We start from the raw sequence: 26,325 nt of genomic DNA on the forward strand, positions 1-26,325 counted from the left end.
GCGTCAATGAAAAGCAGACCTAGCGGCTGCTGACCGTCAGGTTCTTCTTCTCGCTGCCCTCGATCAGGAAGAAGCGGTACGCACGACCCTTCTCCTTGTCGAAGGCGAATGTCTTGCCCGCCAGCACATGGTGTTTGGTAGTCGCACTGCAGTCGGTTTCGTTGCTCAGCGAGCAGCTTTTGAACTCGTCGACGATCACCACGGTGTTGCCGTCATTGCGCAGTTCGTAGCGGCTGGCGGTTTCATTGATCGTCGTGGCAAAGCGTGCGTCCCTGGGCCGTACAAAGAACACCGTGCCGAAACCGGTCATCACGTTGACCCCGGCCGTCAGTGCCTTTTTGTAGTCTTCGCGTTCTTCCTGGCTGACAGCGAACTCGTCTTCCTTTTCCGGCACCACCGGCACGAACCGCACGCGGAAATAACGCTCGCGATCGCGTTCGCCCATGTACAGCAAACGGGTGCCCTGCATGCCCTGAGCCGGGACGATCAGCCGCGCCGGGCTGGCCATCAGGCCATTGCGCGAAGCGCCGTCGGCTGCGTTCTCAACCGGGATTTCCTTCGGCGTGCCGTCGGCACCGTAGACAATCTCCAGAACGTTGACCTTGACGAACGCGGTGGCATCCCCGCTGTTGAACACCCGCTTCAGATAGGTACTTTTATCGGCATCGAGATAGTCGTACACCGTACCGACATTGATCTGCGGCCCGGCCTGCGCCGTCAGGCAAAACACGCTGAGCACGCCCAGCAAAAAACCACGGTTCATCGCTTCAACTCCATGAAAAAAGCAAAAGGTTCCGGTCCGTACGTTCATACGTCCGAGTCCCAGATAACGGCGATATTGCCGCTGAGCGTGTCGGTGAAACCCGGCCGCAACAGAAAGTCGATGGCATCCCTGGGCATTTCGAAACGCAATGAGCCGGCCTTGCGATCCACATAAAAGCCCGGTTGAAAAGGACCGACCCAGGTGTTGTAAAGCAGCTTGAGCTGGCTCGCCGTGCCCCCCAAAGGCCCGTCGATGCCGTTGGGCAGGGTGAGGTAGGTTTCCACCTCGGTGACATTGCCTCTGGGGCTGCGCAACTTGCAGCGCGACCCGCCCGTGGAGTCGCACAGGATCATGACCTTGAAGCGCGACGAGGCTGATATGTAGAACAGTTGATCACGGAAGATGCGTGTCGGCGGGCGGCCACTGTCGACCCAGCGCATCCAGCCTCCCTCGGGTTCGAGCAGCACTTTGTTGCCGCCCGGTGGCAGATCGACCTTGAGGGTGTGCTGCACGTCGAGGACGAAGTCCAGATTCAGGCTGCCATCGTCCGGCGCCATCAACGGTCCCAGATCGAAATCGCCGCCGTTGCCGATGGAGTACGCCAGCGAACCGGTGTAGAGGCCGGATGACATGCCTAACGGATTGGGCGTGCGCAACTCGTAGGCGAAATCCAGATTGTTGAAATACATCGATGGAATGCTGAACGCGGCAACCTTGGTGCAAGCCGTCTCCACCGGTGCCTTCCAGAAAAACCGGTAGTAATCGGGCGAAAAGTAACCGACACCACTGTAGAGACAGGGGGCAGGAGCATAAACCCAACTGCTGCCGGTCCAGAGTTTCTGATGGCCTTCAAGCGGGTCGCTGACGCCTACCAGATTGGCTGCGGTGTCGCTCAACACGAAGGTGGAACCAATGCCGATGATGCGGATTTCGACGGTCTCGGTTTCCTGCGTCTCGGCATTGGTCACCGTCAGCTGCCGCCAATTGGCCGGGGCCTTGACCGCCACCGCGTCACCTGGCTGGAGACTGCGGGTAGATGCAAAACGAATCGGAAACTGAATGCTGAACATGCCGTTATCGGCACATTCGCTGGGGGCAGCCGCGCAATAACCGGTGTTCGGCGTCTGGTTGATAAACACGTTTTTGCTCGGCTGCGACGAATCCGGCTGAAACAACGCCCGGATCTCCTGACTCGCCGCCTGGGCGGCCGGCGTCGCCAATGCCAGCCACAGGCCCAGGCCATATGTCGACTTGGTCATCGGTTCAGCCCGCCTTCTGTGCGGTGACACTGACGTCGGCCACGGTGTCTGGCGTACAGCGCAGATCGCCGATCATCAATACGTTGTTTTCACTGCGGTACTGGTTGGCATCGAGGCGGAACTGACACAGCAAGCGGTTATCGCGACGGATTTCGAGAGTCGGCGAACCGGCGTTCATTTCCATTGAAAAGAACCCGTCGACCTCGGTGACGCCACGGCTGGCGTGGTTGATCACATGATGGCCCTTGAGCGGCTGCCCTGCCTCATCGATCAGTCGACCGAGCACTGTCAGGGTTTTCATCACCCGGATCTTGCGGTACTCCACCCCGCCCTTGTTCAAGTGATAGCGAGTGCGCGCCGGCTCGATCGTGGCAGCCGGTACGTGATTGCCCTGGAAGTCGAAGCTCACCGAGCTGTTCTGGTACGCGGTGATCGGGATGAAATTGCGCCCCGGTTTCAAGGCCGCGCTGCCACCGCTGTAATCGTCGGCACGCAGGGCGATATCGTCGATGTCCGACTCCACATCGACAATCATTCCGGCGCCGCGCATTTCGTACTGACTGGTCAGCAACATCTGCTGGCCGCCGACCACCAGCGTGCTGTCGAGGTTCAGGCCGCCGGTGAAATTGCCGTTGTACGACGAGCGCTGGATAAAGCCATCGCCGTTGACCGAGTCAGTGCGGAAATTCGCCAGACTGGACATGCCAACACCGTAGGTATCGGTCAGCGCCGTGACCGAAACGTTTTGCAGCACATGATCCTTGAAGTCCTTGCGCCAGCCGAGCGACGCATTGTTGTCGCGCTGGCCGTCGCGGGCGGTACGCGAGCCGATGCTGCCGGTGAGCTGCTGACCGGGTGTGCCCAACGCCAGATTGACGCTCAAATCGACGCCGCGGTTGCGCGCGTCACCGCTGCTGTAACTGCCCGGTCGGTCGAACACCGACAAGCGCCAACTGGCATCGCTGCCAAACAGCGTGGTGCGTTGTGTCCAGCCGAGGTCCACGCCCAGACCTTCGACATTGCCCTCACTGTGGGCCACCCGGGCATTGATCGTGCTTTTGCTGCTGACCCGATGGTTGAGCGCCAGCGAGGAATTGCTGGTCTGGCCGATGAACACGTTGCGCGGGCGAACACGCGTGCCGTCCGGCAAGGTGTCGTAGGTGTTGGTGGTGTCGAGCCAGCTGCGATTGTGGCTGACAACGATGCTGCCGGAACCGTAGTTGTAGAGGCTCTGCAGGTCCAGACCGGTGCCGTAGTCCTCGGTCTTGTAGACGTTGGCAAAAAGGCTGATGTGATTGGCCAGCGTCCAGTCGATGGACGTGCCGTATTGCAGTTTTTCGCGGATCTGGCGCGCCGACAGCCCGAGAATCACCCGCGGATGCAACAGGTAATTGACCGCCGCGCCGGCGGTGGGGCTGCCACTGGCCTGGGTGTCCCAGTTGCTCAGCAACTTCGTTTCCTCGCCGGCAAAAACGTTGTAGCGCCAGCGGTCGTCGAGGTTGCGCCAGTTGCTGGGCTTGTACACCAGCTCCTGGGTGGTGGAGGTGATCTGGCCATCTTCGATCAGGCGCACTTCCACCTCGTAAATACCGCCGGGCAGCGGCCGGGTGTCGAGGGTCTGCAACCCGGCGGGCACCGATTGGGTATTGATCAACAGACCGTCGCGCCAGATCTCCACCGAACCCTGGCGGTTGGCCGTGACATAGATCGGGTAAACACTGGGCATCGGGCTGTTGATGGCCAGGCTGTCGGAGCTGCCATACATGACGCCGACGGCGGTATCGGGGCTGGTGCCAAACGTGCGCGGTTGGCGGGTCAGTCCTTCGGAATTGGGGGTGAAATAGCCCAGGCGGAAAAAACTGCCTTGCAGTTCGCGCTGGGTGTGCAACTCGTGAACAGCGTGATAAAGCTTGTCATCCGGCCCGCCAAGGCGCGCCAGTTGCAGGTTCAGTGTCTGGCTCCAGTTGCCCAGGCTGCCGCTGGCCTCAAGGCCGAAGCGCCCGCCCAGATCCTGATCCTGGCCGCCGTTGAGGTTCAATTGATTGCGCACCATCAAGCCATGGCTGCCGCCTTCAGGCTGGTCGTAATAGCGCTTGGTTTCAAGGTCGCGCTCAGCGTTTGCGGTAAGAATGGAAACCAGAGAACTTTCCAGGTTGTAGTGCACAGCCAGCACCTGATCCGGACAGGAACCGCTGCAGTTGCCCAGTGGCACGCCGGGCTTGAGATGAGCCGCCCATTTCTCGCGCTCGGCGGGGCTATAGCGGTTCTCGCTGGTGTCGGTGAATTCGAGCAGGGTGATGCGATCATCGCGGGACAACACCACCATGGCCTCGCCCAGGGGCTGATGATCGAGTTCGACCCGAACCGCCAGCGGCACATCAAAGAAATGCTCCTCGAAATCCGCCGGCAGGCCTTTGGCCTGGGCCAACAGACTTCGCGGCGTGGTGCCGGCGGAGTTGGAAGCCACGGCTGCGCTGGCACAAAACAGCAGCGCAAGCGCAGCCGCGATGGGGGTCATCGGGAACATGAACTTTTACTCTGATTACGAACGGTGGAAGTCCACCGAAGCAGACAGCGCTGCCCCGGTGGTTAACACTGGCGAAACGTCAGCGTCAGATACCGGATCACTCAATCAAGGAGTGACAACCGGAGGAACGGCGTCGAAGGTCAGTGCGACAACACCGGTGTAATCACCCGGCTGGAAGTTAGTGCCTACGGCACTGATCTTGAGCGGTGCACGGAAGTTGACGTCGGATTCCGCTTCGCCCACAACTTCCTGTGGCGTGGTGGTGAGGGTTTTGTTGTTGATCGCCACTTGCAGGTCGATGCTGCTCGAGCCGGAAATCAGTTTCGGCGCGGTATCAACACTGGCGTGTACCGAACCGTTGTTGTTGCGCACATCGAAGAAACCATTGACTTCACCCATCTTGCCGGTGGCCGGCTGATAGCTCATGTCCTGGTCTTTATTGACCAGATCCGGATCGGTCGGTACCACGTAGAAGCCGTTGGTCGGCACGTGAGCGACGATGTTGATCGAGTGGGCGGCTTCACCAGCGGCGAACGCTCCCGAAGAACCCAGTGCCAGAAGAGCCAATGGAGCAGCGAATGCAATTTTCTTGAACATCGTTCAGTACCTTGTTTTCTTGATGAGAAGGAATGATTGAGAGTTCAAGTGAAACGCCAGGGGAGTTGAGCCAGATCAACTTGAACTTTCAATGCCGGGACATCATCGACTCTTGGCTCCGGGAAGTAAGCAAGTAACTTCCGATAACCTCGTAGTTCAACAACCTCATGACTCGAAAGAAAAAAGAACAAAATAACGATATTCGAAACAACGCCTGTAAGTGACGCCCTACATACAGATAAAGTTAAAAATCCATACAGCCCTCTGACCCAGACACAACGGGAGTTAGTTGGAACTTTAGAATACTTGCTCAAATAAAATAGAGCTTTGACTTTAACCCTGAAGTTACCCTGCCCGAACATTTTCCAAAAAATGATTTGTTGCATTCCGACAGAACAGCACCGCTCGTCTGGCCACAGATGCGCAGGCAGAAAACGTCTTGCACTGACCTTAAGATATATCTTAAGTTGTATCTAAACACGACGAGAGAAGACGAAAAATGAGAGACCATCATTCCCACCATCGCGAACACGGCGACGGCCGCGACGGCTTCGAAAAACGTCCGGGGCGTGAACGCGGCGGGCGCGGCCCGCGAGTGTTCGCCCCGGGTGATCTGAAATTGCTGCTGCTGGCGCTGGTGGCCGAACAGCCTTGCCATGGCTACGACCTGATCCGCCAGATCGAGAGCATGTTCGACGGCGCCTACAGCCCGAGCCCGGGCGTGATCTACCCGACCCTGACATTTCTTGAAGAGAGCGAACTGATCACTGGCGACGCGCAGGCCGGAAAAAAACGCTACAGCGTCACCGAGGCCGGACGTTTGACACTGGATGAGCAAGCGGTGGCACTGGACGGCGTGCGGATGCGCATCGACGTCAGCAAACGCTCGCTGCGCGGCCATGATCGACCACCGGAAATCCACGAGGCGGTACACAACCTGCGCCATGCCCTGCAACTGCACCACGGTCGCTGGAGCCCGGAAGAAATCCTGCGCGTGCGTGACCTGCTCAACGACACCGCCAAAGCCATCGTCGACGGCCCTGCCGTTCAACCTGTCCAGGAGAAAGCCGAATGACCGAAGTCGATACCCAAACCATTCACCGCGTAATGCACGAAATCAAACGCCGCAAGCTTGAGGTTTTACACGTTACCGACCTGACCCCGCGCATGCGCCGCATCACCCTCGGCGGGCCGGAGCTGGCCGGATTCATCAGCCTGGGCACGGACGATCACGTCAAATTGCTGTTCCCGCAGACCGCCGAACAGGCCGCCGCGCTGGAAACCTTGCAGCTCGGTGCCGGCAAGGACAACGGGCCAATGCCCGAGATGCGCGACTACACGCCGCGTCGTTATGACCTGGAAAAAATGGAGCTGGACATCGATTTCGTCCTGCACGGCGATGGCCCTGCCTCGACCTGGGCCGAGCAGGCGCAACCCGGGCAATTCCTGCACATTGGCGGGCCGCGCGGCTCGATGATCGTGCCGGACATCTTCGACAGCTACCTGCTGATCGGCGACGAAACCGCCCTCCCCGCCATCGCGCGGCGTCTCGAAGGCCTGGCGGCCAATCGCAAGGCGCTGGTGGTCATCGAAGTGGAAAACGGCGCCGAGCAGCAAGTGCTGGAAAGTGCGGCAGAGGTGCATGTGATCTGGGTGTTGCGCGAGGGCGGCAAGGACAACCTGCTGACCACAGTCAAGCAACTGCAGGTACCCAAGGGCAATCTGTATGCGTGGGTGGCAACCGAAACGAAAGTGTCGCGGCAGATTCGCCGGATGCTGATTGATGATCATGGGCTGGATGAGCAGCTGATCAAGGCTGTCGGCTACTGGCGCGCTGAAGGCTCTGAAGAGGAGTAATGCTCCCCTGTAGGAGTGAGCCTGCTCGCGATCGCGGTCTGACAGTCAATATCTCAGGTGACTGACACACCGCGATCGCGAGCAGGCTCACTCCTACATTGAACGGCGGCGATCCAGACCAATCACCAACAACCCCACCAGCACAAACCCCACCAATATCCCCCCGGCATTCGCCAGCACCTGTGGATAACCCAGCACCGCCACATCAATGAACGGGTACGCATATGCACCGAGCAGATGCCCGCGCAGCAAGGCGTAGATGAAATACACCAGCGGATAGATCAGCCACAGCGGCAGGTGCCACAGGCGCAACGTGCCTTTGGGTACGCAGCACCACCAATAGCCAAGAAACAGCAACGGCATGACGTCGTGAAGCAATTCATCGGCGACAAACTGCCAGCCTTCCGGATGCCATAAGTGCCGCAGCAAAATGCTGTAGGCGAGAGCGACAACAGCAATGCTCACGGCAATCCCACTGCTGACCCACGGTTGCAGAAACCAGCGGCGCGCGGCCGATTCGCGCTCGGCCACCGCGCAGGTCAACACGGTCGCCACCAGCGTATTGGTCAGAATCGTGAAGTAGCTGAAAAAGCTCACCAGCCCGCCCAGCAGGCTGGCGCCGACGCTCAATCGTGCGAAGAAAATCAGGTACAACTGAATCGTCAATCCGGCCCAGCCCAGTGCGGCCAGGCAGGTGATCAGGCGTCGCCGCCTCACGCTGTCCATCTCAGAGCGGTCGCTTGGTGCGCATCAGCTTCACGTACAGGCGCTCGACCTTCTCCCGCGCCCACGGGGTTTTGCGCAGAAACGTCAGGCTCGACTTGATGCTCGGATCGCTTTTAAAGCAGCGGATATCGATGCGCTCAGCCAGCCCCGACCATTCGTAGTGAGCGACCAGTGCGTTGAGGATCTGTTCGAGGGTCACGCCGTGCAGCGGATCGGGGGTCTGTTCGTTCATGCCGGGCCTTTGAGCGAAGTGGAAATGCGTAAAGCCGCGCACCTTAGCCGAGGGGGTGATCGGGTGGAAGGCCTTCCTGCAAATGTAGGCCAACCCCGAAAGATCGCAGGCCGTGACCCGACTCACAATGCGCCCGTTTGCCGCACTGTTACCGAATCCGAAACGCTGCATGTCTGCAAAAGCCCTTTCTCAATTTGTTACAGATCATTATCCTGCCGCCCTTCCGCTGAAACGCTTCACTGCCTGCGACAAACTGAAGCGCTCGGCCTGCCCCCGAAAAACATCAAAAAAAGACTTATTCATGGCTGATTTTTCCTTCTCCCGAGATAGCGCTATCTCCATTCTGCGCACCCTTGGCGGCTGCACCGCGCTCGGTCTTGCCTCTTGCGCCCAGGCGGCTCCGGCCTTCGACAGTGAGTCACCGTACATGCTCGGTGACTGGAACGGCACGCGCACAGAACTTTCGGAAAAAGGCTACGACTTCAAACTCGACTACACCGGCGAAATGGGCAGCAACCTGCACGGTGGCTACGACCACGACCGCACCGCGCGTTACAGCGACCAGTTCGGCCTCGGCACCCATCTGGATCTGCAGAAGATCCTCGGCTGGGACGACGCCGAGTTTCAACTGACCATCACCAAACGCAGCGGCAACAACATCAGCAACGATCGCATCAACGATCCGCGCGTTGGCGGCTTCACTTCGGCGCAGGAAGTCTGGGGCCGAGGCCAGACCACGCGCCTGACGCAGATGTGGTACCAGCAGAAATTCTTCGACCAGAAACTCGACATCAAGGTCGGTCGTTTCGGCGAAGGCGAAGACTTCAACAGCTTCCCCTGCGATTTCCAGAATCTGGCGTTCTGCGGCTCGCAGGTCGGCAACTGGGTCGGCGGCATCTGGTACAACTGGCCGGTCAGCCAATGGGCACTGCGGGTCAAATATCACCTGACGCCGGAGCTGTACGCACAGGTCGGTGCCTATGAGCAGAACCCGTCGAACCTCGATCGTGGCAACGGCTTCAAACTCAGCGGCAGCGGCACCCAAGGTGCGATCCTGCCAGTCGAACTGGTGTGGACGCCGAAGCTCAACGGCCTGCCGGGCGAATACCGCGCCGGTTATTACTACAGCAATGCCAAGGCCTCGGATGTCTACAAAGATCGCAATGACCAGCCGGCAGCGCTGAGCGGTGAAGCCTACCGCAGCGCGTCGAGCAAGCACGGCGTGTGGCTGGGCCTGCAGCAGCAGGTCACCAGCGTCGCCAGCGATAACAGCCGTGGCTTGAGCCTGTTCGCCAACGCGACGATGCATGACAAGAAAACCAACGCCATCGACAACTACGTGCAGGCCGGCCTGACCTACAAAGGCCCGTTCGACGCCCGCGCCAAAGACGACATCGGTTTCGCCCTGGCACGTGTGCACGTCAACCCGGCCTATCGCAAGAACGCCGAAGCGAGCAACCGCGCCAACGCCGTCTACGACTACGACAATCCGGGGTTTCTGCCGCCGCAGGACACCGAGTACAGCGCCGAGTTGTATTACGGCGTGCACGTGACCAACTGGCTGACCGTGCGCCCGAACCTGCAATACATCCGCCACCCCGGTGGCGTGAACGACGTCGACGATGCCCTGATCGGCGGGATCAAGATCCAGTCGTCGTTCTAAAGATCTACACAAATCCAATGTAGGAGTGAGCCTGCCCGCGATAGCGTTGTTACAGGCGACATCTCCAGTGACTGAAACAGCGCTATCGCGAGCAGGCTCACTCCTACAGAAGCAATTGGTTAGCCGAACAAGTTTTTATCTGAACCATGCCTGCGCCAAATCGTCATCTAAAGTGACTACAGCGCGGGACTACATAAACGTCACGGAGATTCACACTATGAGCACCGAAAGTGCTTCGAGTCGGGGCCGTCTGCTACCGGGCCTGCTCGGCATCCTGCTTCTACTGATGGGCCTGGCCATGCTGGCCGGGGGAGTCAAGCTGAGCATGCTCGGCGGCTCGCTTTACTATCTGCTGGCCGGTATCGGCATCGCATTGACCGGCGTTCTGCTGCTGATGCGCCGTCGTGCAGCACTGGGCCTGTACGCCATCGTGCTGTTTGCCAGCACCGTCTGGGCGCTGTGGGAAGTTGGCCTGGACTGGTGGCAACTGGTGCCGCGTCTGGCAATGCTGTTCGCGCTGGGCCTGGTGATGTTGCTGCCATGGTTCCGCCGCCCGCTGCTGCTCAACGGCCCTGCCCCGATGGGCACCGGCGCGCTGACCGTGGCCGTGGTGCTGGCCGGCCTGACCGCTGTCGCCAGCCAGTTCACCAACCCTGGGGAAATCAAAGGCCAGCTGGATCGCGACAGCGTCGACGGCATGACCAACACCGCCCCGGCCATGCCCGACGGTGACTGGAACTCCTACGGCCGCAGTGCCCACGGTGATCGTTACTCGCCACTGGCGCAGATCACCCCGGCCAACGTGAGCAAACTCGTACCGGCGTGGACCTACCGCACCGGCGACATCCCGGGGCCGAACGATCCGGGCGAAACCACCGCTGAAAATACCCCGCTGAAAGTCAACGGCATGCTCTACGTGTGCACGCCGCACAGCCAGGTGATTGCACTGGATCCGGACACCGGCAAGGAAATCTGGCGTTTCGATCCGAAGCTGAGCACGCAGAACGCGGCCAACTTCAAAGGCTGGGCGCACATGACCTGCCGTGGCGTGAGCTATCACGACGATGCGGTCTATGCCTCCGAGCAGAGCCCGACCGGTTCGGCCAGCCCGGCCCCGGCCAGTGCCTGCCCGCGCCGCATCTTTCTGCCGACCGCTGACACCCGTCTGATCGCCCTTAATGCCGACACCGGCAAAATGTGCGAAGACTTTGGCGACAAAGGCCAGATCGACCTGTCTGCCAACATCGGCGGCTTCAACGCTGGCGGCTACTACTCCACTTCGCCACCTGCGGTCACCAAGGACCTGGTGGTGATCGGCGGTCACGTCACCGACAACGTTTCCACCGACGAGCCTAGCGGCGTAATCCGTGCGTTCGACGTGCACACCGGCAAACTGGTGTGGAACTGGGACAGCGGCAACCCGGACGAAACCGCGCCGATTGCCGAAGGCAAAACCTACACGCGCAACTCGCCGAACATGTGGTCGATGTTTGCCGTCGATGAAAAACTCGGCATGCTCTACCTGCCAATGGGCAACCAGACCCCGGACCAGTTCGGTGGCATGCGTACGCCTGAATCGGAACTGCACGCCGCTGGCCTGACTGCGCTGGACATCGCCACCGGCAAGGTGCGCTGGAACTTCCAGTTCACCCACCATGACCTGTGGGACATGGACGTCGGCGGGCAGCCGACGGTGATGGACATCAAAACCGCTGACGGCGTCAAGCCGGCGGTATTGGCGTCGACCAAGCAGGGCAGCATCTACGTGCTGGATCGCAGCACCGGCAAGGCCATCGTGCCGATCAACGAAATCCCGGTGCCGCAAGGCGCGGTGGAAGGCGACCACACCTCGCCGACCCAACCGAAATCCGACCTCAACTTCATGCCGCCGCCACTCAAAGAGCGCGACATGTGGGGCGTGACGCCATTCGACCAGATGCTCTGCCGGATCGACTTCAAATCCCTGCGTTATGACGGCCCGTTCACCCCGCCGTCGCTGCAAGGTTCGATCGTCTACCCAGGCAACTTCGGCGTGTTCGACTGGGGCGGCATCTCGGTCGATCCGGTGCGCCAGATCGCCTTCGTCAACCCGAGCTACATGGCGTTCCGTTCGAAACTGGTACCGGCTGCAGAAGTGGCCGGCGGCCCGGGTCGCAAGAGCGAAACCGAAGGCGTGCAGCCTAACAAGGGCGCGCCATACGGCGTGATCCTCGAAGCCCTGCTGTCGCCAATGGGCCTGCCATGCCAGGCGCCAGCGTGGGGTTATGTCGCAGCGGTCGACCTGACCACCAGCAAAACCATCTGGATGCACAAAAACGGCACCGTGCGCGACAGCTCGCCGGTTCCGGTCCCGCTGAGCATGGGCGTACCGAGCCTGGGCGGCACCTTCACCACCGCCGGTGGCGTTGCCTTCCTGAGCGGCACCCTCGACCAGTACCTGCGCGCCTACGATGTGAAAAACGGCAAGCAACTGTGGGAAGGCCGCCTGCCAGCCGGCGCGCAAACCACACCGATGACCTACACCGGCAAGGACGGCAAGCAATACGTGCTCGTCGTCGCCGGCGGTCACGGCTCCCTGGGCACCAAGCAGGGCGACTATGTGATTGCGTACAAACTGTCTGAATAAGCGTTAGCGACAGGTAAGGAAAAGGCGATGTCCCGTGAGGGACATCGCCTTTTTTGTGCGTCAAATCTTTCAGCCATTCACAAAACCTGCAGGAGTGAGCCTGCTCGCGATAGCGGTGTGTCAGACAGCAAGTTTGGGCCTGACACACCGCTATCGCGAGCAGGCTCACTCCCACAATGGACGGTGTTCGTCCTACATAGCCGCGTGATGCGGGGGAGTTTTCCGACAGCTCGCGTCGGTTGTGCTTCGCAAATGCGCTGGATAGGCTCGCAAGGTCGCTGACAATGGACAGTCCGCAGCGAGATACCATCCTGGCAATCCAGCAAGTGATCATGCTCGCCGAACTGGCCGTGAACCGCGCACTGGATAACCCCGAAATCCCCGCAAATAACTGCCAACCCACCTTGTGTAGGAGCAGCGTGCGACAGCTCCTACACAGGTCGAGCGTTAACTCGGTTGACTCAAAAAGCTTTCCCACCACTTTTCATCCGATCCAATCGCTCATTGATCAATTGCTCGGCCTGTTTGCGGGTCTCAAGCAAAAAACTCTCATCTGTCGCGTCATAGATCACCCGAAAATGCAGTCCCGGAGTGTCAGAAGAATATTCGCGAATGGTGTAATCCTTGTATTTCGAATCTGTATAACTCACGGTTTGATTCCTTGAAGTCGGAGATTGGCATGCAGCATCCTGACGCCTAAGGGCGCCTGATTAATCTCGGGGCAACCGACAAATATGTCCACTGTCAGAAATTACAGGAGCTCAAGACCAGTTCGAAATAAACCGCAAACAATTTTGATCTATGAATTAACCGTTGAATTGAAGATGACTCTCGAGAGGCATCGTCTTTTTGTGCACGCTGTTTTCAGAGTCACCAAAGATACCCTGTGGGAGTGAGCTTTCTCACGAAGGCGTCAGCACATTCAACATCTACGGTGCCTGACACGTCGCTTTCGCGAGCAGGCTCACTCCCACATGGATTGCGTACCACCTGAAGAACAGGTCGGCTGTCAGGCCGCCTTCGCGAGCAAGCTCGCTCCCATACAAAACAAAAAACAAAATCAAAAGATCATCCGATCGCGCCCCGAGCCTTCGGCCGCGCCTACCCACGATGAGCGCAAGCTCGAGTTCCGCTTTTGATCCTGGAGCCCGTCGGCAGGCTGAGCGGAGGGATGGATCCGGGCGTGGGAGCGCAGCGACCGTACGACGCAGTCGGACACAGCGAGTGTAGGTGCAGCGAAGCAAACCGGAGCCGCTGCGCCAGGATCGATCCCGTAGCGAAGGAACCCCGAGCCCCAGCGAGCGGGCCGAACGTCAGGGCGAAGACCTTTTGGTTCTTTTTGGGGCGTTTGCCAAAAGGGACTCGCCGTAAGGGCGAAACCGCCAGCCGCAACACCCAAAAAACGGATATTCACACAATCCCCCAGAGCATGGCCGGCCCAAAGGCCGCCAAGGCCCCCTGAACACAAGCAGAAACACACCCGCCCCATTGAAACCACCCCACCCCTGCCCCATCTAACACCCCATACCCCATTGCGCAGGTGCCCCATGACCGACCAGCAAGATCGCCCGGACAACCACGACGACTACGAAACCGACCATATCGAACACACCTCCTCCGGCACCGGCCTGGCGCTGCCCGGGCAAAACCTGCCGGACAAGGTCTACATCATCCCGATCCACAATCGTCCGTTCTTCCCGGCCCAGGTCCTGCCGGTCATCGTCAACGAAGAACCGTGGGCCGAAACCCTTGAGCTGGTCAGCAAATCCGAACACCACTCCCTGGCCCTGTTCTTCATGGACACGCCCCAGGAAGACCCGCGCCACTTCGACACCGGCGCCCTCCCCGAATACGGCACGCTGGTCAAGGTCCACCATGCCAGCCGCGAGAACGGCAAACTGCAGTTTGTGGCCCAGGGCCTGAGCCGCGTGCGCATCAAGACCTGGCTCAAGCACCACCGCCCGCCGTATCTGGTCGAAGTCGAGTACCCGCACCAGCCCACCGAGCCGACCGACGAGGTCAAGGCTTACGGCATGGCGCTGATCAATGCGATCAAGGAATTGCTGCCGCTCAACCCGCTATACAGCGAAGAGCTGAAGAACTACCTCAACCGCTTCAGCCCCAACGACCCGTCGCCGCTGACCGACTTTGCCGCCGCCCTGACGTCCGCCACCGGCCCCGAGCTGCAGGAAGTGCTCGATTGCGTGCCGATGCTCAAGCGCATGGAAAAAGTCCTGCCGATGCTGCGCAAGGAAGTCGAAGTCGCGCGCCTGCAAAAAGAGATCTCCGCCGAAGTCAACCGCAAGATCGGCGAGCATCAGCGCGAGTTCTTCCTCAAGGAACAACTCAAGGTCATCCAGCAGGAACTCGGCCTGACCAAGGACGACCGCAGCGCCGACCTCGAACAGTTCCAGCAGCGCCTCGAAGGCAAAACCCTGCCGGCGCAGGTGCAGAAGCGCCTCGAAGAAGAAACCCACAAACTGTCGATCCTCGAAACCGGCTCGCCGGAATACGCGGTCACGCGCAATTATCTGGACTGGGCCACGTCGGTGCCGTGGGGCGTGTATGGCGAGGACAAACTCGACCTCAAGCACGCACGCAAAATCCTCGACAAGCACCACGCGGGTCTGGACGACATCAAGGATCGCATCCTCGAATTCCTCGCAGTGGGTGCCTACAAAGGCGAAATCAGCGGCTCGATCGTGCTGCTGGTCGGCCCGCCGGGCGTGGGTAAAACCAGTGTCGGCAAATCCATCGCCGAATCCCTCGGCCGGCCGTTCTACCGTTTCAGCGTCGGCGGCATGCGCGATGAGGCCGAGATCAAGGGGCATCGCCGCACCTACATCGGCGCGCAGCCGGGCAAACTGGTGCAGGCGTTGAAAGACGTTGAAGTGATGAACCCGGTGATCATGCTCGACGAGATCGACAAGATGGGCCAGAGCTATCAGGGCGACCCGGCCTCGGCGCTGCTGGAAACCCTCGATCCCGAGCAGAACGTCGAATTCCTCGACCACTACCTCGACCTGCGAATGGATCTGTCGAAGGTCCTCTTCGTGTGCACCGCCAACACCCTCGACTCGATCCCCGGCCCGCTGCTAGACCGCATGGAAGTGATTCGTCTGTCGGGCTACATCACCGAAGAGAAAGTCGCCATCGCCAAGCGTCACCTGTGGCCGAAGCTGTTGGAAAAGGCCGGCGTGTCGAAAGGCAGCCTGAGCATCAGCGACACCGCGCTCAAAGCCTTGATCGACGGTTACGCCCGAGAAGCCGGCGTGCGCCAGCTGGAAAAACAGATGGGCAAACTGGTACGCAAAGCGGTGATGAAGCTGATCGACGATCCGAAAGCGGTGATCAAACTCGGCCCGAAGGACCTCGAAGCGTCACTGGGGCATCCGGTGTTCCGCAACGAACAAGTGCTGTCCGGGACCGGTGTCATCACCGGGCTGGCATAGACCAGCATGGGCGGTGCGACCTTGCCGATCGAAGCGACGCGGATTCACACGCTTAACCGGGGCTTCAAACTCACCGGGCAACTCGGCGATGTGATGAAGGAATCGGCAGAGATCGCCTACAGCTACGTCAGCTCGCACCTCAAGCAGTTTGGCGGTGATGCGAAGTTCTTCGACGAAGCGTTCGTCCACTTGCACGTGCCGGAAGGCGCGACGCCGAAGGACGGCCCGAGCGCCGGCGTAACCATGGCCAGCGCCCTGCTCTCGCTCGCGCGTAATCAACCACCGAAAAAAGGCGTGGCGATGACTGGTGAATTGACCCTGACCGGGCATGTGCTGCCGATTGGCGGTGTGCGCGAGAAGGTGATTGCGGCGCGGCGACAGAAGATTTTCGAGTTGATTCTGCCCGAGCCGAATCGGGGTAATTTTGAAGAACTGCCGGATTATCTGAAGGACGGGATTACTGTGCACTTTGCCAAGCGGTTTGCGGATGTGGCGAAGGTGTTGTTTTAACGGGAGTTTGCGCCATGCGGGCTTCTCGCGGTGATTTATGAGTTTTTGTTGTTAAAACTGGATCAAACCGAGCTTAGAAATCTAAAGTACTGTCAACTCTGACAGTACTTTTTTTTTGCGTACCACTCAGACTGATTGCTCTATTGGCCTTACCCAGTGAGTGACTGATGAGCAAGCAAAATGCACTTCATATCGGCTTCATGCACAATCTTTGCGGGAAATTCGAAGCTTCATTCACCAGCCCCGGCGCTCCCGGCGAAGCACGCTATCCATATCACTCCCAGACATTGCATAACCGGCTGGCCCGGACTCCTGAGTATCTGAACTTTGATAGCACCTCAGGCACATCCCCATTAGCAACGGCAACCAGCGACCGTCGAAGCATAGGCATTACGCTTAGATCAGAGATTGTATCTGGCACCTACGTATTTCCGCGGGATGCTTCTGTGGTGCAGGTAACCTACGGCGAATTTCAAAACTCCGACACCAATTTCAATTTTATGACTCACCCTGCAACCCACGCAGAACTTGAGCTGAACATTACCGAAGAGGGACGGCGTTACTCGGGTGAACTCCGATTCGAAGTGCTGATCAACGGAGAAGTCCTGGAAATCGCGTCGCGCTTTGATGTTGTAATAACTTTCAACGGCGGTCCGGCAGTCTCAAGCAGCATCCAATCGAAACAAAGTCCAGCAAGCGCAAGGCTGCAAAACCTGAGTGGAGAATTCAACGCCAGGTTTCCTGTTTCTGCGGAACCAGGCGAAACGTCATTTGCACGAGCTCCATATCACTCTTCGGGCCTGAACTACATTGATGCATTCTTTCAGGAAGACATTAACTTCAATACCCAAAGCGGAAGGGTTTACTTAGACTCTTATATAACCAGCGATGCGCGGTCGTTTTCAGTTCACTTGAAGAAAGGAATTACTTCTGGCACCTATAGCTATCCAAGCGTGGGCAGTCCATTTACGCTGGTGAAATATAACGAAATGCGCTACATGGGCGATGGATATCTGGATTGGAGCCTGGATATTCTTGAAGCAACACTTGAACTTGAAGTTACGGATGAACGTCGCTACGTCGCGAAGGCCTTGTCGATAAAAGCCAAAACACCCACCGGCTCGGTCTTGAACATCAATGCCGATTTCGACATTTATCTGGCGATGGATTGACTGATTCGACCCGATTGTCTGGATAACCGGGCAGGCAATACTGTGCACTTTGTCATGCGGTTTGGAGCTGTGGCGAAGGTGCTCTTTTAACCGATAGCCCCTCACCCCAGCCCTCTCCCCGAGGAGAGGGAGCCGACCGAGGCGTCCGGAGTCATCCATCGACCTGAAAAACCGGGTCGACTATGGATTCGGTGAGGCGCGTTCATGTCGGCGGATTTCGCCAATCGCACCCGGTCGGTCCCCTCTCCCTCTGGGAGAGGGCTAGGGTGAGGGCTTGGCGTCAGTGGGTCAACGCGGCACCCGCCTGTCACACTTTGTCTCATCTTCAGTTATGCTCGCCGTTCGTCGTAAACGCCGGAGCTGCTGATCCCATGTCCACCACTCGCCTGTTTCTCCCCCTCGCCCTTTCGTTGCTGGCCGCCTGCGCCACGCAGCCAAAACACAACGTGACCGTGGAAAAACAAAGCGAATGCCCGGTGAAACTCACCAATGGGCAGAACCTGATCGTGATGCTGCCAAGCAACCCGACCACGGGTTATCGCTGGGCCATTCAGGATTCCGCTGGCGGCGTGCTGCGCGCGCTCAGCCCAGAGGTCTACAGCAATCCGGAAGATGCAGGTGTCGTCGGTGCGGCGGGCATTTCGACCTGGCGCTTCCAGGCCTTCGCGGCCGGCACCGGGCGTTTGCGCCTGACCTCGCAACAACCTTGGGCACCAGAAGTGCTGCCCGTGGAAACCTTTGACTGCGCCATTTCCGTGAACTGACGGCGGGATACCGCGCTGGCTTCTTCGCGAGGAGGCTCGCTCCTTCAATTCATCGATCCCACGCGCAGCAAAGGAATGCCGCCGCGGAGGCTCCACGTTCCGCCGCTGTTGTGACGCAGAGCGTCACGGGATGCATGCCCACGCAGAGCGTGGGAACGATCATCAAAACCGGCTTATCAGCAACCCGAGCATCCCGACGCCCTTTTGGCTAAAATGCCGGCCTTTTCCACCGACACCGCCGGAAACCGCCGTGAGCAAAGAACCCGATCGCCTATTCGCCCAGCCGTTGGCCCAGGTGCCTGACTTCGCCTTCAACGAAGACGTCGTGCGGGTGTTCCCGGACATGATCAAGCGCTCGGTGCCGGGTTACCCGACCATCGTTGAAAACCTCGGCGTGCTCGCGGCGCAATTCGCCCAGCCGAACAGCGTGCTCTACGATCTCGGCGCATCGCTCGGCGCAGTGACTCAAGCCCTGCGCCGTCATGTGCGCACCGATGGTTGCCGAGTGATTGCGGTGGATAACTCGGCGGCGATGGTCGAGCGTTGCCGGGAATACCTCAACGGTCAGGATTCGATGTTTCAGGAATTGCTGCCGGTCGAAGTGATCGAGGGCGATATCCTCGCGCTGGAGTTTCAGCCCGCCTGCGTAGTCGCGCTGAACTTCACCCTGCAATTCATCGCCCCGGCTCAGCGCACCGCGTTGCTGTCGCGCATCCGCCAATCATTGCTGCCCGGCGGCGCACTGATTCTGTCGGAAAAACTGCGCTTCAACGATATTGAAGAACATACATTGCTCACCGATCTGCACGTGGCGTTCAAACGCGCCAACGGCTACAGCGAACTGGAAATCGCCCAGAAGCGCAGCGCCATCGAAAATGTCATGAAGCCCGACAGCCTCGAAGAACACCGCGAACGCCTGCTGGCCGCCGGTTTTTCGAAAGTCGTGCCGTGGTTCCAGTGTCTTAACTTTGCCTCGTTGATTGCCTTGCCATGATTGATCTGTCCCCCCTCGCCCGCCGTCTGGCCGGCACACCGCTGGCCGAATGGGCCAACACCCTGCAGCTTCAACTCGACAAGAAAATGGAAAAAGGCCACGGCGACCTGGAGCGCTGGCAAAGTGCGCTGGATGCCTTGCCGAAGATTCAGCCGAGCGAAGTCGACTTGCTCAACGGCCTGACACTCGACACCGATTGCGACGATGACACTCGCGCGCAGATGCGTATCGCGCTGATGGGCCTGTCGCCCTGGCGCAAAGGGCCGTTCGATCTGTTTGGCGTGCACGTCGACACTGAATGGCGCTCGGACTGGAAGTGGTCGCGCGTGGCGCCGCACCTGGATCTGAAAGGCAAACGCATCCTTGATGTCGGCTGCGGCAACGGCTACTACATGTGGCGCATGCTCGGCGCCGGAGCGGACAGTGTCATTGGCGTTGATCCGAACTGGCTGTTCTTCTGCCAGTTCCAGGCCGTGCAGCGTTACCTGTCCGAGCCGAATGCCTGGCACCTGCCGTTCCCGTTCGAAGACTTGCCTGCGAATCTGGAAGGTTTCGACACTGTGGTTTCCATGGGCGTGTTCTACCACCGCCGCTCGCCGATCGAGCATTTGCTGGCATTGAAGGATTGCCTGGTCAAGGGCGGCGAACTGGTGCTGGAGACGCTGGTGGTCGAAGGCGACAAGCATCAGGTGCTGGTGCCGGAAGATCGCTACGCGCAGATGCGCAACGTGTGGTTTTTGCCGTCGGTGCCGGCGCTGGAATTGTGGCTGCGGCGGGCCGGGTTCAGCGATATTCGCTGCGTGGATGTCAGCACGACCACGGTTGAGGAACAGCGCGGCACAGAGTGGATGAAGTATCAGTCGCTGAGCGATTTTCTTGATCCCGAGGATCACAGCAAAACGATTGAAGGGCTGCCGGCGCCGATGCGGGCGGTTATCGTTGCCAGGAAGTAATCCTCACAAACGCCGCATTCCCCTGTAGGAGTGAGCCTGCTCGCGATAGCGGTGTGTCAGTCACCATGATTTTGAATGTGCTGACGCTATCGCGAGCAGGCTCACTCCTACAGGGGGGCGGTGTTCATTCCGGGGATTTCGCGCGGCGAGCGCGGAAGAATTCGGTCAACACTGCGCCACATTCTTCAGCCAACACCCCACCCTCATACAACACCCGGTGATTCAAAAAAACCTGGGTAAAAAACTGCCCCTGACTCTGCACAATCCCGGCTTTCGGTTCCAGCGCGCCATACACCACCCGCGCCACCCGCGAATGCACAATCAGCCCGGCGCACATGCTGCACGGTTCGAGCGTTACGTACAGCGTGCTGCCCGGCAGACGATAGTTATCCACTGCCTGCGCCGCCGCGCGGATCGCGACCATTTCCGCATGGGCACTCGGGTCGCTGGTGCTGATCGGGCAGTTGAAGCCGCTTCCGATGATCTCGCCGTCCTGTACCAGCACTGCGCCCACCGGCACTTCGCCGAGCGCCGCACCTTGTGCGGCGAGGGTCAGGGCTTCGCGCATGAAGTCGCGGTCGCGGCTGCGGTCGATGATCGCCGCCGGGCGGATCTGGCGCATCACTTCACCTCGATGGCGGCCATCAGGCCGGTTTCCATGTGGTCGATGACATGGCAGTGGAACATCCACACCCCCGGGTTATCCGCCACCAGCGCCACTTGCGCGCGCTCATTCTTGCCCAGCAGATAGGTGTCGGTGAAGTACGGAACGACCTTGTGCCGGTTCGACGCGATCACCTTGAAGCTCATGCCGTGCAGGTGGATCGGGTGCTGGTACTGGGTCATGTTCTTCAGTTCGAAAATATAGCTCTGGCCCAGCTTCAGGCTGGCGATCGGTCGATCGGCGCAGGTCTTGTCGGTGATGTCCCAGGCCTTGCCGTTGATCTGCCACAGGCTCGGCGGTTTGCCGTTGTCGACGTTGACCGACACCGAGCCGACCCATTCGAAATTGAAGTTGAGTTTCTCGGCATTGGCCAGGTCCGGCTCGGCCACCGGGTTGGCCGGCAGGGCTTTCGGCCAGTCCGTCGGCGCATCGGTGTTGGCGACCGAACGCAGCGTGCCCAGGCGCACCGGGCCGTTGCGCAGCGACAGCTCTTCACCCGCCGCCGGCGCCTTGATCGCCAGGCAAATGCGCATGCCGGGGCCGAGCCAGTATTCCTTGCCCAATGGCCGGGGTTCGACCGGATTACCATCGAGCGCGTAGATCTTCGCTTCAACGCCCGGAATGTTGATGCGATAGGTCAGGGTGTTGTCGAGGTTGAGCAAACGCACCCGAGTGATCTGCCCGGCCGGCAAATCAATCACCGGCAACGGCACACCATTGATCGTCGACAGGCGCCCGGCGGTGCCGCCACGGGCTGCTTCGCGCGGGATGCTGAATTCGACGAACTGGCCTTGCTCGTCGACATGCCAGTTCTTCAGGCTGAGGGTTTTCTCGTACTTGAAACCGGTGGGCTCGCGCTCTTCGATGATCAGCGGCCCGACCAGCCCGCGTCCGAGTTCTTCGCTGCTGCTGACATGCGGGTGATACCAGTAGCTGCCGGCGTCCGGCACGCGGAATTTGTAGTCGAAATACTCGCCCGGCAGCACCGGCAGTTGCGACACATAAGGCACGCCATCCATTTCCAGCGGCAGGCGGATGCCATGCCAATGAATGGTGGTCGCCATCGGCAAGTGATTGATGAAACGCACCCGCAGCCATTCGCCCTGACGCACGCGCAACTCGGTGCCCGGCGCCGACGGGCCGAATGCCCAGGCCTCGGTCTTGTGTCCCGGCACCAGCTCGACGTCGAGCGGCGCGGCGATCAGTTCATAGTCGTGGCCGGCCTCGGCGTCGGCCATCTTGCCCAGCCAGTAACGCGAAGCGCCTCCCGCGCCCACGCCAACGACAACAAGACCGGCCAGGCCACCGAGAATTTGGCGACGGGTAAAGGACATGAACTCAACTACCTCACGTATCAGCGACAGACCCCGAGGGATCCGCAAAAAGGCGAATACGATACACCCGCAGTTGAGAAACAGTAAGGGCGACCTGCGGCCGCACGTCTTGTCAGCCTTGCGCGCGCAGCCCGGTAATCAGGTGCAACACGCCGTCACCAAGCGGCATGACGCCCGCCACACCGGCCACATTCAGCGCCTGACGGTCAACTCGCGCCTCGTCATGCAGCGCCACCCGCACCCGGGTCAATGCCACAGGCTGCTGCGACTTGAGGTTATCCACACCGCCCAACGCCGCAATGATCTCTGCGCTCAAGCCCGCAACCGGATCGACGGCGACTTTCACCTCATCCGCAACCAGATCCGGCGTCAATGCTTTCCAGAATGCCTGCTGCAATTTGTCGAACATGTTCAATCCTCCATTACCGGCAAGCCATCGACTTTCACCTCATGAAATCGCCGCAAGGCTTCGCGCACATCGCCAGCGCTTTCCAGGTTCGAAACCTGCTCGGCGATGATTCGACAGTCGGCCAGATTCAATTCGCGCACGGCCGACTTGATCGCCGGAACCAACGGCACGCTGACCGACAGTTCATCCACACCCAGCCCCAACAGCAACGGCACGGCCAGGCGTTCAGACGCCATCGCGCCACAAACGCCAACCCATTTGCCGTGCGCATGCGCTGCCTTCACCGTCATGGCGATCAGGCGCAGCACCGAAGGATGGAAACTGTCTGCATGGCTGGCCAGGCGCGGATGATCGCGGTCCATGGCGAGAGTGTATTGGGTGAGGTCGTTGGTGCCGATGGAGAAAAAATCCACGTGTGGCGCCAGCACATCGGCCATCAACGCGGCGGCCGGAACCTCGATCATGATCCCGAGTTTCGGCATATGCACCAGATCAAGCACTCGCGCCTCCTGCTCGAGGATCTGCCGGGCCAGACGCAGCTCGGCAAGATTGCTGACCATCGGCAACATGATGTGCAGACGCGTCAGCTCAGTGCAGGCCAGGATCGCCCGAAACTGTTCGCGCAACAGTTGCGGTCGCTCAAGGCACAGACGAATGCCGCGCAAACCGAGGAAGGGATTGCTTTCACTGTCCATCGGCACATAGGCCAGCGGCTTGTCACCGCCGACATCGAGGGTGCGCACCACCAGATTGTGCGCTGGCCCGATAGTGCGGGCGATGGCGCTGTAGGTGGCCACTTGTTCGTCGTGGCTGGGCGCCTGCTGGCGGCCCAGGTAGAGAAACTCCGAACGCAGCAGCCCGACGCCGTTCGCGCCCAGTTCCATCGCCTGCGCGGTTTCGCTCAGCGACGCCACGTTGGCCGTGACCTCGATATGCTGACCGTCACGGGTACACGCTGCCTGATTGGCCTGCGCCAGTTCCTGCTGATGGCGCTGGCGCTGGCGCTCATGCCGCGTGCGCAATTGATCGATGGACTCGGCGTCCGGATGCAACTGCAATTCGCCCTTGTCGGCATCGAGCAGCACCCGCGTGCCGTTGTCGAGCGCGAGCATTTGCAGGGGCATGCCGCAGATCGCCGGTAAACCGCAGGCCCGTGCCAGAATGGCCACGTGACTGGTAGCACCGCCACCAACCGTGGCGAAACCCAGTACTTTGCGCGTATCAAGCCCGGCGGTCTGTGAAGGGGTTAACTGATCGGCAATGAGGATGGTGTCGTCCGGTAGCTCCAGCGCCTGCTCGTGAACACCGAGGATCAGCTTCAGCACGCGCTGGCCGACATCGTCCAGATCTGCCGCACGCTCGGCCAGCAACGCATTACCCAGCGAGCGAAACATCGCCCCGGTCGCTTCGGTCGTGGTCTTCCAGGCGAACGCCGCGCTTTTGCCCTCCTCGATCAAGGCCTGCGCCTGATCCAGCAGGCTCGGGTCGGCCAGCAGTTCCTGATGCGCCTTGAAGATCTCCGCCTGCGCCTGGCCGTTGGCGGTATCGCGCAAATGTTGCAGGGCCATGTCAGCTTCGATCAGTGCCTGGCTCAACGCATCCAGTTCGATTGGCGGCTCGGCGCCGAACTCGGTGACCATGAGCGATGCTTCGACGATCTGCATGACTTGCCCCAATGCCGAACCGGGCGAGGCACAGACACCGCGCAGGATGTTCGGCATTTCTGCGGCGACGGCTTCGACTGGCGCGGGCGCTGTGACAGCTTCGCCGCAGCCTTCGGTCAGCAAGCGGGTCAGCGCTTCGACGGCGGCCTCGGCATCGTCACCTTCGGCGCTGACCTGCACGCTGTCGCCATGGGCCGTTTGCAACGCCATGACTGCCACCAATGATTTGGCATTGGCTTGCGCTTGCAGCTTGTGCAGATGGATCGTCGCTGAAAACGCCTTCGCCGCTTGGGCAAATACGGCTGCCGGACGCGCGTGCAGACCATTGGGGTTGGGCAGGTTGATCGGTTGGGAGAAGACCGCATCACCTTGCACCGTCGCTGGATGTGCGTCGCGGGCTGCGCCGCCCCCGACATCCAGTACGGGCTGGCCAGCCTCCACCAATCCCGTCGAGCCGACGAGCGAATTGAACGGCTCGCCGCTGACCACCAGCATCAAGGTCAACAAACTGCGCGCATGCAGGGCAATGTAATCGGCATCGAAATCAATCAGCGTCTGTCCCGCTTCGACACGCTGCCCCGCCTCGACACGGCAGATGAATCCCTTACCCGCGAGATTCACCGTGTCCAGACCGATATGCATCAGCACCTGGACACCTTCATCGCTGGTAACGGTGACCGCGTGCCCGCTGGCCTGCATGTCGCTGACCACGCCGGCCAGCGGTGCGCAGAGCGTCGACGAAGTCGGGTCGATGCACAGGCCGTCGCCGATGATCCGTCCGGCAAACACCGGGTCGGGCACTTGGTCCAGCGCCATCAGGACGCCGGACAAGGGTGCCAGCAACTGCAATTGTTGGGGTATGACCATGACATCACCTGCGCTTGTATTTTCTGAGTGGGCGGTAGCGTCCGCCTTGCTTATTTCCACCAGTATTCAACCTGCAGGCCGACATTGGCGCCGTGCCGTGCGCGGCCGAAGGCGCCCGTATCGGAGAGTGCCGAGCCTTTGGCCAACAGGTTGGCGGCACGCTTGGCCGCCTGGTTCCAGCTGGCATAGGTGTAATACAAACGCACCTCAGGCCGCGCCCAGAATTCCGGACCTTTGGGGGACCAGGTCGGCGCAAACGTGAACTTGCTGAGTTTGCGCGTACCGTCCGCCGCATCGACCTGATCGTGACCCAGTTCGGTCACCAGTTTGAACTGCTCGCTCAATGCGTAAGCCGGGCGCACACCCAGCGACAGCCAGTTCTGGTCGGCGCCGCCCTGACGAATGTCCTTCTGATACACCGCCTGCACTTGCCCGCCGAAACGCGGCGTCACTTGCCAATCGAAGAACTCGACGATCCGATAGCTCTTGTTGCGGTCATCGAGCCTGACGTTACCGGTATAGCCCAAACCGGTGCCCGGCCCTTCGCCGTATTGCAGCGCCAGTTTGTTCTTGCCGCCGAAAAAGTCCTGCTGCACGTGCTGAGTGGTGATCGCCCAGCCACGGTGGGCATCGCGACTGTCGGGCTTGTCGATGTAGCTCAGACCGAATTCCAGTTCACCGCCCGGGTTGCTGTTGAAACCGCCGACGTTGAAGTCGTGCCGGTTGATGTAATCCTTCTGATAGAGGTTGTCCTTGCGCGAGAACGCGTAGCTGTATTTCAAACCGCCGAGCAACACGTCTTCGATACCGCCGCCGGTGGCGCTCTGGTTCCAGTAATAGAAATCGGAAATGTGGATGTCGTTACGTTTGTAGTAACGCCGCCCCGCCCACAGCGAGCCACCATTGAGGGCGGGCATCGCCGACCATTGGGCATAGGCCTGCGGCAAGCGAATCGAGCCATTGTCCTCCCTGAACGTCAGGCTGCGATCGTAGCGGTTGTACAGCGATGCCATGCCGTCGACGCTCAGCACCGAGCCATCGTCGAGGGTGTACAGGTCCTGACGCAATTCGAGTTCGCCGTACTGCTCGCACTCGTTGCCGAGGCGGTATTTGGTCTGCGCGCCGGGCAGCTGAAAGCACGACTGACCGCTGCTGTTGAGCGAAGTACCGACACCGCTGCGCAGGTAACCGCCAAACTCAAGCGCCCGGGAAGACGTGGGCATTGCCAGACAAAAAGTTGCGACTGCCAGGCTGAGACTTATTGTTGTTTTCATATGCCACCATTATTTTTA

20 protein-coding genes and 2 pseudogenes are annotated in these 26,325 nt (G+C 59.9%); 10 read left to right on the plus strand and 12 right to left on the minus strand.

What is annotated here, in order from left to right; translation table 11 throughout:
- Nucleotides 1-19: 19 nt before the first annotated feature.
- From J2Y90_RS00220 to J2Y90_RS00235, 4 genes are all read right to left on the minus strand, one after another.
- A complete protein-coding gene (locus J2Y90_RS00220; protein ID WP_253495601.1) occupies nucleotides 20-763 on the minus strand; it encodes a molecular chaperone in 744 nt (247 codons plus the stop codon).
- Nucleotides 764-807: 44 nt separating this feature from the next.
- A complete protein-coding gene (locus tag J2Y90_RS00225) occupies nucleotides 808-2,022 on the minus strand; it encodes a hypothetical protein (RefSeq protein ID WP_253495605.1) in 1,215 nt (404 codons plus the stop codon).
- A 4-nt stretch (nucleotides 2,023-2,026) separates the two neighbouring features.
- Nucleotides 2,027-4,549: a CS1-pili formation C-terminal domain-containing protein gene (locus J2Y90_RS00230; protein ID WP_253495609.1), complete on the minus strand. Its 2,523-nt coding sequence runs from the start codon at nucleotides 4,547-4,549 to the stop codon at nucleotides 2,027-2,029.
- Between the two features lie 105 nt (nucleotides 4,550-4,654).
- A complete protein-coding gene (locus tag J2Y90_RS00235) occupies nucleotides 4,655-5,146 on the minus strand; it encodes a CS1 type fimbrial major subunit (protein WP_253495613.1) in 492 nt (163 codons plus the stop codon).
- A gap of 499 nt (nucleotides 5,147-5,645) precedes the next feature.
- Between J2Y90_RS00235 and J2Y90_RS00240 the strand changes: the two genes are divergently transcribed.
- Together J2Y90_RS00240 and J2Y90_RS00245 are read left to right on the plus strand one after the other, a co-directional pair.
- Entirely contained in the window at nucleotides 5,646-6,221 is a 576-nt protein-coding gene (locus J2Y90_RS00240; RefSeq protein ID WP_253495616.1) for a PadR family transcriptional regulator, read from the plus strand.
- Nucleotides 6,218-7,003: a siderophore-interacting protein gene (locus J2Y90_RS00245; protein ID WP_253495619.1), complete on the plus strand. Its 786-nt coding sequence runs from the start codon at nucleotides 6,218-6,220 to the stop codon at nucleotides 7,001-7,003. The genes J2Y90_RS00240 and J2Y90_RS00245 overlap by 4 nt, the downstream gene beginning before the upstream one ends.
- Before the next feature lie 93 nt (nucleotides 7,004-7,096).
- On the opposite strand, the gene J2Y90_RS00250 is transcribed toward J2Y90_RS00245, so the two are convergent.
- Entirely contained in the window at nucleotides 7,097-7,729 is a 633-nt protein-coding gene (locus tag J2Y90_RS00250) for a Pr6Pr family membrane protein (RefSeq protein WP_253495622.1), read from the minus strand.
- A 1-nt stretch (nucleotide 7,730) separates the two neighbouring features.
- The gene (locus J2Y90_RS00255) at nucleotides 7,731-7,961 is read right to left on the minus strand and encodes a VF530 family DNA-binding protein (protein ID WP_042608309.1); all 231 of its coding nucleotides are present in this window, start codon (nucleotides 7,959-7,961) and stop codon (nucleotides 7,731-7,733) included.
- Nucleotides 7,962-8,262: 301 nt separating this feature from the next.
- Here J2Y90_RS00255 and J2Y90_RS00260 point away from each other — a divergent pair, with 301 nt between their 5' ends.
- The 3 genes and pseudogenes from J2Y90_RS00260 to J2Y90_RS26670 all read left to right on the plus strand — a co-directional run.
- Nucleotides 8,263-9,624: a carbohydrate porin gene (locus J2Y90_RS00260; RefSeq protein WP_253495625.1), complete on the plus strand. Its 1,362-nt coding sequence runs from the start codon at nucleotides 8,263-8,265 to the stop codon at nucleotides 9,622-9,624.
- Nucleotides 9,625-9,841: 217 nt separating this feature from the next.
- Nucleotides 9,842-12,250, plus strand: a complete 2,409-nt coding sequence (locus J2Y90_RS00265) for a glucose/quinate/shikimate family membrane-bound PQQ-dependent dehydrogenase (protein WP_253495628.1) — start codon at nucleotides 9,842-9,844, stop codon at nucleotides 12,248-12,250.
- Between the two features lie 284 nt (nucleotides 12,251-12,534).
- Nucleotides 12,535-12,633 (plus strand): annotated as a pseudogene (locus tag J2Y90_RS26670) (DUF6124 family protein); the annotation flags it as partial.
- Between the two features lie 78 nt (nucleotides 12,634-12,711).
- Here the strand turns inward: J2Y90_RS26670 and J2Y90_RS00270 are convergent.
- Nucleotides 12,712-12,900 carry a hypothetical protein gene (locus tag J2Y90_RS00270; RefSeq protein WP_253505358.1) on the minus strand — a complete coding sequence of 63 codons (189 nt, stop codon included), beginning with the start codon at nucleotides 12,898-12,900 and terminating at the stop codon, nucleotides 12,712-12,714.
- Nucleotides 12,901-13,797: 897 nt separating this feature from the next.
- On the opposite strand from J2Y90_RS00270, the pseudogene lon reads away from it, so the two are divergent.
- The 5 genes and pseudogenes from lon to cmoB all read left to right on the plus strand — a co-directional run bounded on the left by lon (nucleotide 13,798) and on the right by cmoB (nucleotide 20,095).
- Nucleotides 13,798-16,212, plus strand: a pseudogene (lon, locus tag J2Y90_RS00275) (endopeptidase La).
- A gap of 167 nt (nucleotides 16,213-16,379) precedes the next feature.
- Nucleotides 16,380-17,384: a hypothetical protein gene (locus J2Y90_RS00280; protein ID WP_253495633.1), complete on the plus strand. Its 1,005-nt coding sequence runs from the start codon at nucleotides 16,380-16,382 to the stop codon at nucleotides 17,382-17,384.
- Between the two features lie 371 nt (nucleotides 17,385-17,755).
- Complete coding sequence (locus J2Y90_RS00285) at nucleotides 17,756-18,148, plus strand: protease inhibitor I42 family protein (protein ID WP_253495636.1); 393 nt, start codon at nucleotides 17,756-17,758, stop codon at nucleotides 18,146-18,148.
- A 250-nt stretch (nucleotides 18,149-18,398) separates the two neighbouring features.
- Entirely contained in the window at nucleotides 18,399-19,142 is a 744-nt protein-coding gene (gene cmoA, locus J2Y90_RS00290) for a carboxy-S-adenosyl-L-methionine synthase CmoA (protein WP_253495639.1), read from the plus strand.
- The gene (cmoB, locus tag J2Y90_RS00295; protein WP_253495642.1) at nucleotides 19,139-20,095 is read left to right on the plus strand and encodes a tRNA 5-methoxyuridine(34)/uridine 5-oxyacetic acid(34) synthase CmoB; all 957 of its coding nucleotides are present in this window, start codon (nucleotides 19,139-19,141) and stop codon (nucleotides 20,093-20,095) included. The genes cmoA and cmoB overlap by 4 nt, the downstream gene beginning before the upstream one ends.
- A 124-nt stretch (nucleotides 20,096-20,219) precedes the next feature.
- Here cmoB and tadA read toward each other — a convergent pair whose 3' ends face one another.
- The 5 genes from tadA to J2Y90_RS00320 form a co-directional block, all read right to left on the minus strand.
- Nucleotides 20,220-20,717: a tRNA adenosine(34) deaminase TadA gene (gene tadA, locus J2Y90_RS00300; RefSeq protein WP_253495645.1), complete on the minus strand. Its 498-nt coding sequence runs from the start codon at nucleotides 20,715-20,717 to the stop codon at nucleotides 20,220-20,222.
- A complete protein-coding gene (locus J2Y90_RS00305) occupies nucleotides 20,717-22,093 on the minus strand; it encodes a multicopper oxidase family protein (protein WP_253495648.1) in 1,377 nt (458 codons plus the stop codon). Before J2Y90_RS00305 ends, tadA begins: the two co-directional genes overlap by 1 nt.
- A 112-nt stretch (nucleotides 22,094-22,205) precedes the next feature.
- Nucleotides 22,206-22,502: a PTS transporter subunit EIIB gene (locus J2Y90_RS00310; RefSeq protein ID WP_253495651.1), complete on the minus strand. Its 297-nt coding sequence runs from the start codon at nucleotides 22,500-22,502 to the stop codon at nucleotides 22,206-22,208.
- A 2-nt stretch (nucleotides 22,503-22,504) separates the two neighbouring features.
- Nucleotides 22,505-25,033 (minus strand): phosphoenolpyruvate--protein phosphotransferase, encoded by a 2,529-nt coding sequence (gene ptsP / locus J2Y90_RS00315; protein ID WP_253495654.1) that lies wholly within the window; start codon nucleotides 25,031-25,033, stop codon nucleotides 22,505-22,507.
- A 50-nt stretch (nucleotides 25,034-25,083) separates the two neighbouring features.
- Entirely contained in the window at nucleotides 25,084-26,307 is a 1,224-nt protein-coding gene (locus J2Y90_RS00320) for a maltoporin (RefSeq protein WP_253495658.1), read from the minus strand.
- Nucleotides 26,308-26,325 lie beyond the last annotated feature (18 nt).

This window comes from Pseudomonas koreensis (assembly GCF_024169245.1).
GTDB classification, from domain to species: domain Bacteria; phylum Pseudomonadota; class Gammaproteobacteria; order Pseudomonadales; family Pseudomonadaceae; genus Aquipseudomonas; species Aquipseudomonas koreensis_F.

Bases quoted from the DNA above. Each gene is read 5' to 3' on its own strand.
- tadA (WP_253495645.1), bottom strand. From the start codon at position 20,717: ATGCGCCAGATCCGCCCGGCGGCGATCATCGACCGCAGCCGCGACCGC.
- J2Y90_RS00245 (WP_253495619.1), top strand. From the start codon at position 6,218: ATGACCGAAGTCGATACCCAAACCATTCACCGCGTAATGCACGAAATC.
- J2Y90_RS00235 (WP_253495613.1), bottom strand. From the start codon at position 5,146: ATGTTCAAGAAAATTGCATTCGCTGCTCCATTGGCTCTTCTGGCACTG.
- ptsP (WP_253495654.1), bottom strand. From the start codon at position 25,033: ATGGTCATACCCCAACAATTGCAGTTGCTGGCACCCTTGTCCGGCGTC.
- J2Y90_RS00305 (WP_253495648.1), bottom strand. From the start codon at position 22,093: ATGTCCTTTACCCGTCGCCAAATTCTCGGTGGCCTGGCCGGTCTTGTT.
- J2Y90_RS00310 (WP_253495651.1), bottom strand. From the start codon at position 22,502: ATGTTCGACAAATTGCAGCAGGCATTCTGGAAAGCATTGACGCCGGAT.
- cmoB (WP_253495642.1), top strand. From the start codon at position 19,139: ATGATTGATCTGTCCCCCCTCGCCCGCCGTCTGGCCGGCACACCGCTG.
- J2Y90_RS00260 (WP_253495625.1), top strand. From the start codon at position 8,263: ATGGCTGATTTTTCCTTCTCCCGAGATAGCGCTATCTCCATTCTGCGC.
- J2Y90_RS00320 (WP_253495658.1), bottom strand. From the start codon at position 26,307: ATGAAAACAACAATAAGTCTCAGCCTGGCAGTCGCAACTTTTTGTCTG.
- J2Y90_RS00220 (WP_253495601.1), bottom strand. From the start codon at position 763: ATGAACCGTGGTTTTTTGCTGGGCGTGCTCAGCGTGTTTTGCCTGACG.
- J2Y90_RS00230 (WP_253495609.1), bottom strand. From the start codon at position 4,549: ATGTTCCCGATGACCCCCATCGCGGCTGCGCTTGCGCTGCTGTTTTGT.
- J2Y90_RS00280 (WP_253495633.1), top strand. From the start codon at position 16,380: ATGAGCAAGCAAAATGCACTTCATATCGGCTTCATGCACAATCTTTGC.
- J2Y90_RS00285 (WP_253495636.1), top strand. From the start codon at position 17,756: ATGTCCACCACTCGCCTGTTTCTCCCCCTCGCCCTTTCGTTGCTGGCC.
- J2Y90_RS00250 (WP_253495622.1), bottom strand. From the start codon at position 7,729: ATGGACAGCGTGAGGCGGCGACGCCTGATCACCTGCCTGGCCGCACTG.
- J2Y90_RS00225 (WP_253495605.1), bottom strand. From the start codon at position 2,022: ATGACCAAGTCGACATATGGCCTGGGCCTGTGGCTGGCATTGGCGACG.
- J2Y90_RS00240 (WP_253495616.1), top strand. From the start codon at position 5,646: ATGAGAGACCATCATTCCCACCATCGCGAACACGGCGACGGCCGCGAC.
- J2Y90_RS00265 (WP_253495628.1), top strand. From the start codon at position 9,842: ATGAGCACCGAAAGTGCTTCGAGTCGGGGCCGTCTGCTACCGGGCCTG.
- J2Y90_RS00255 (WP_042608309.1), bottom strand. From the start codon at position 7,961: ATGAACGAACAGACCCCCGATCCGCTGCACGGCGTGACCCTCGAACAG.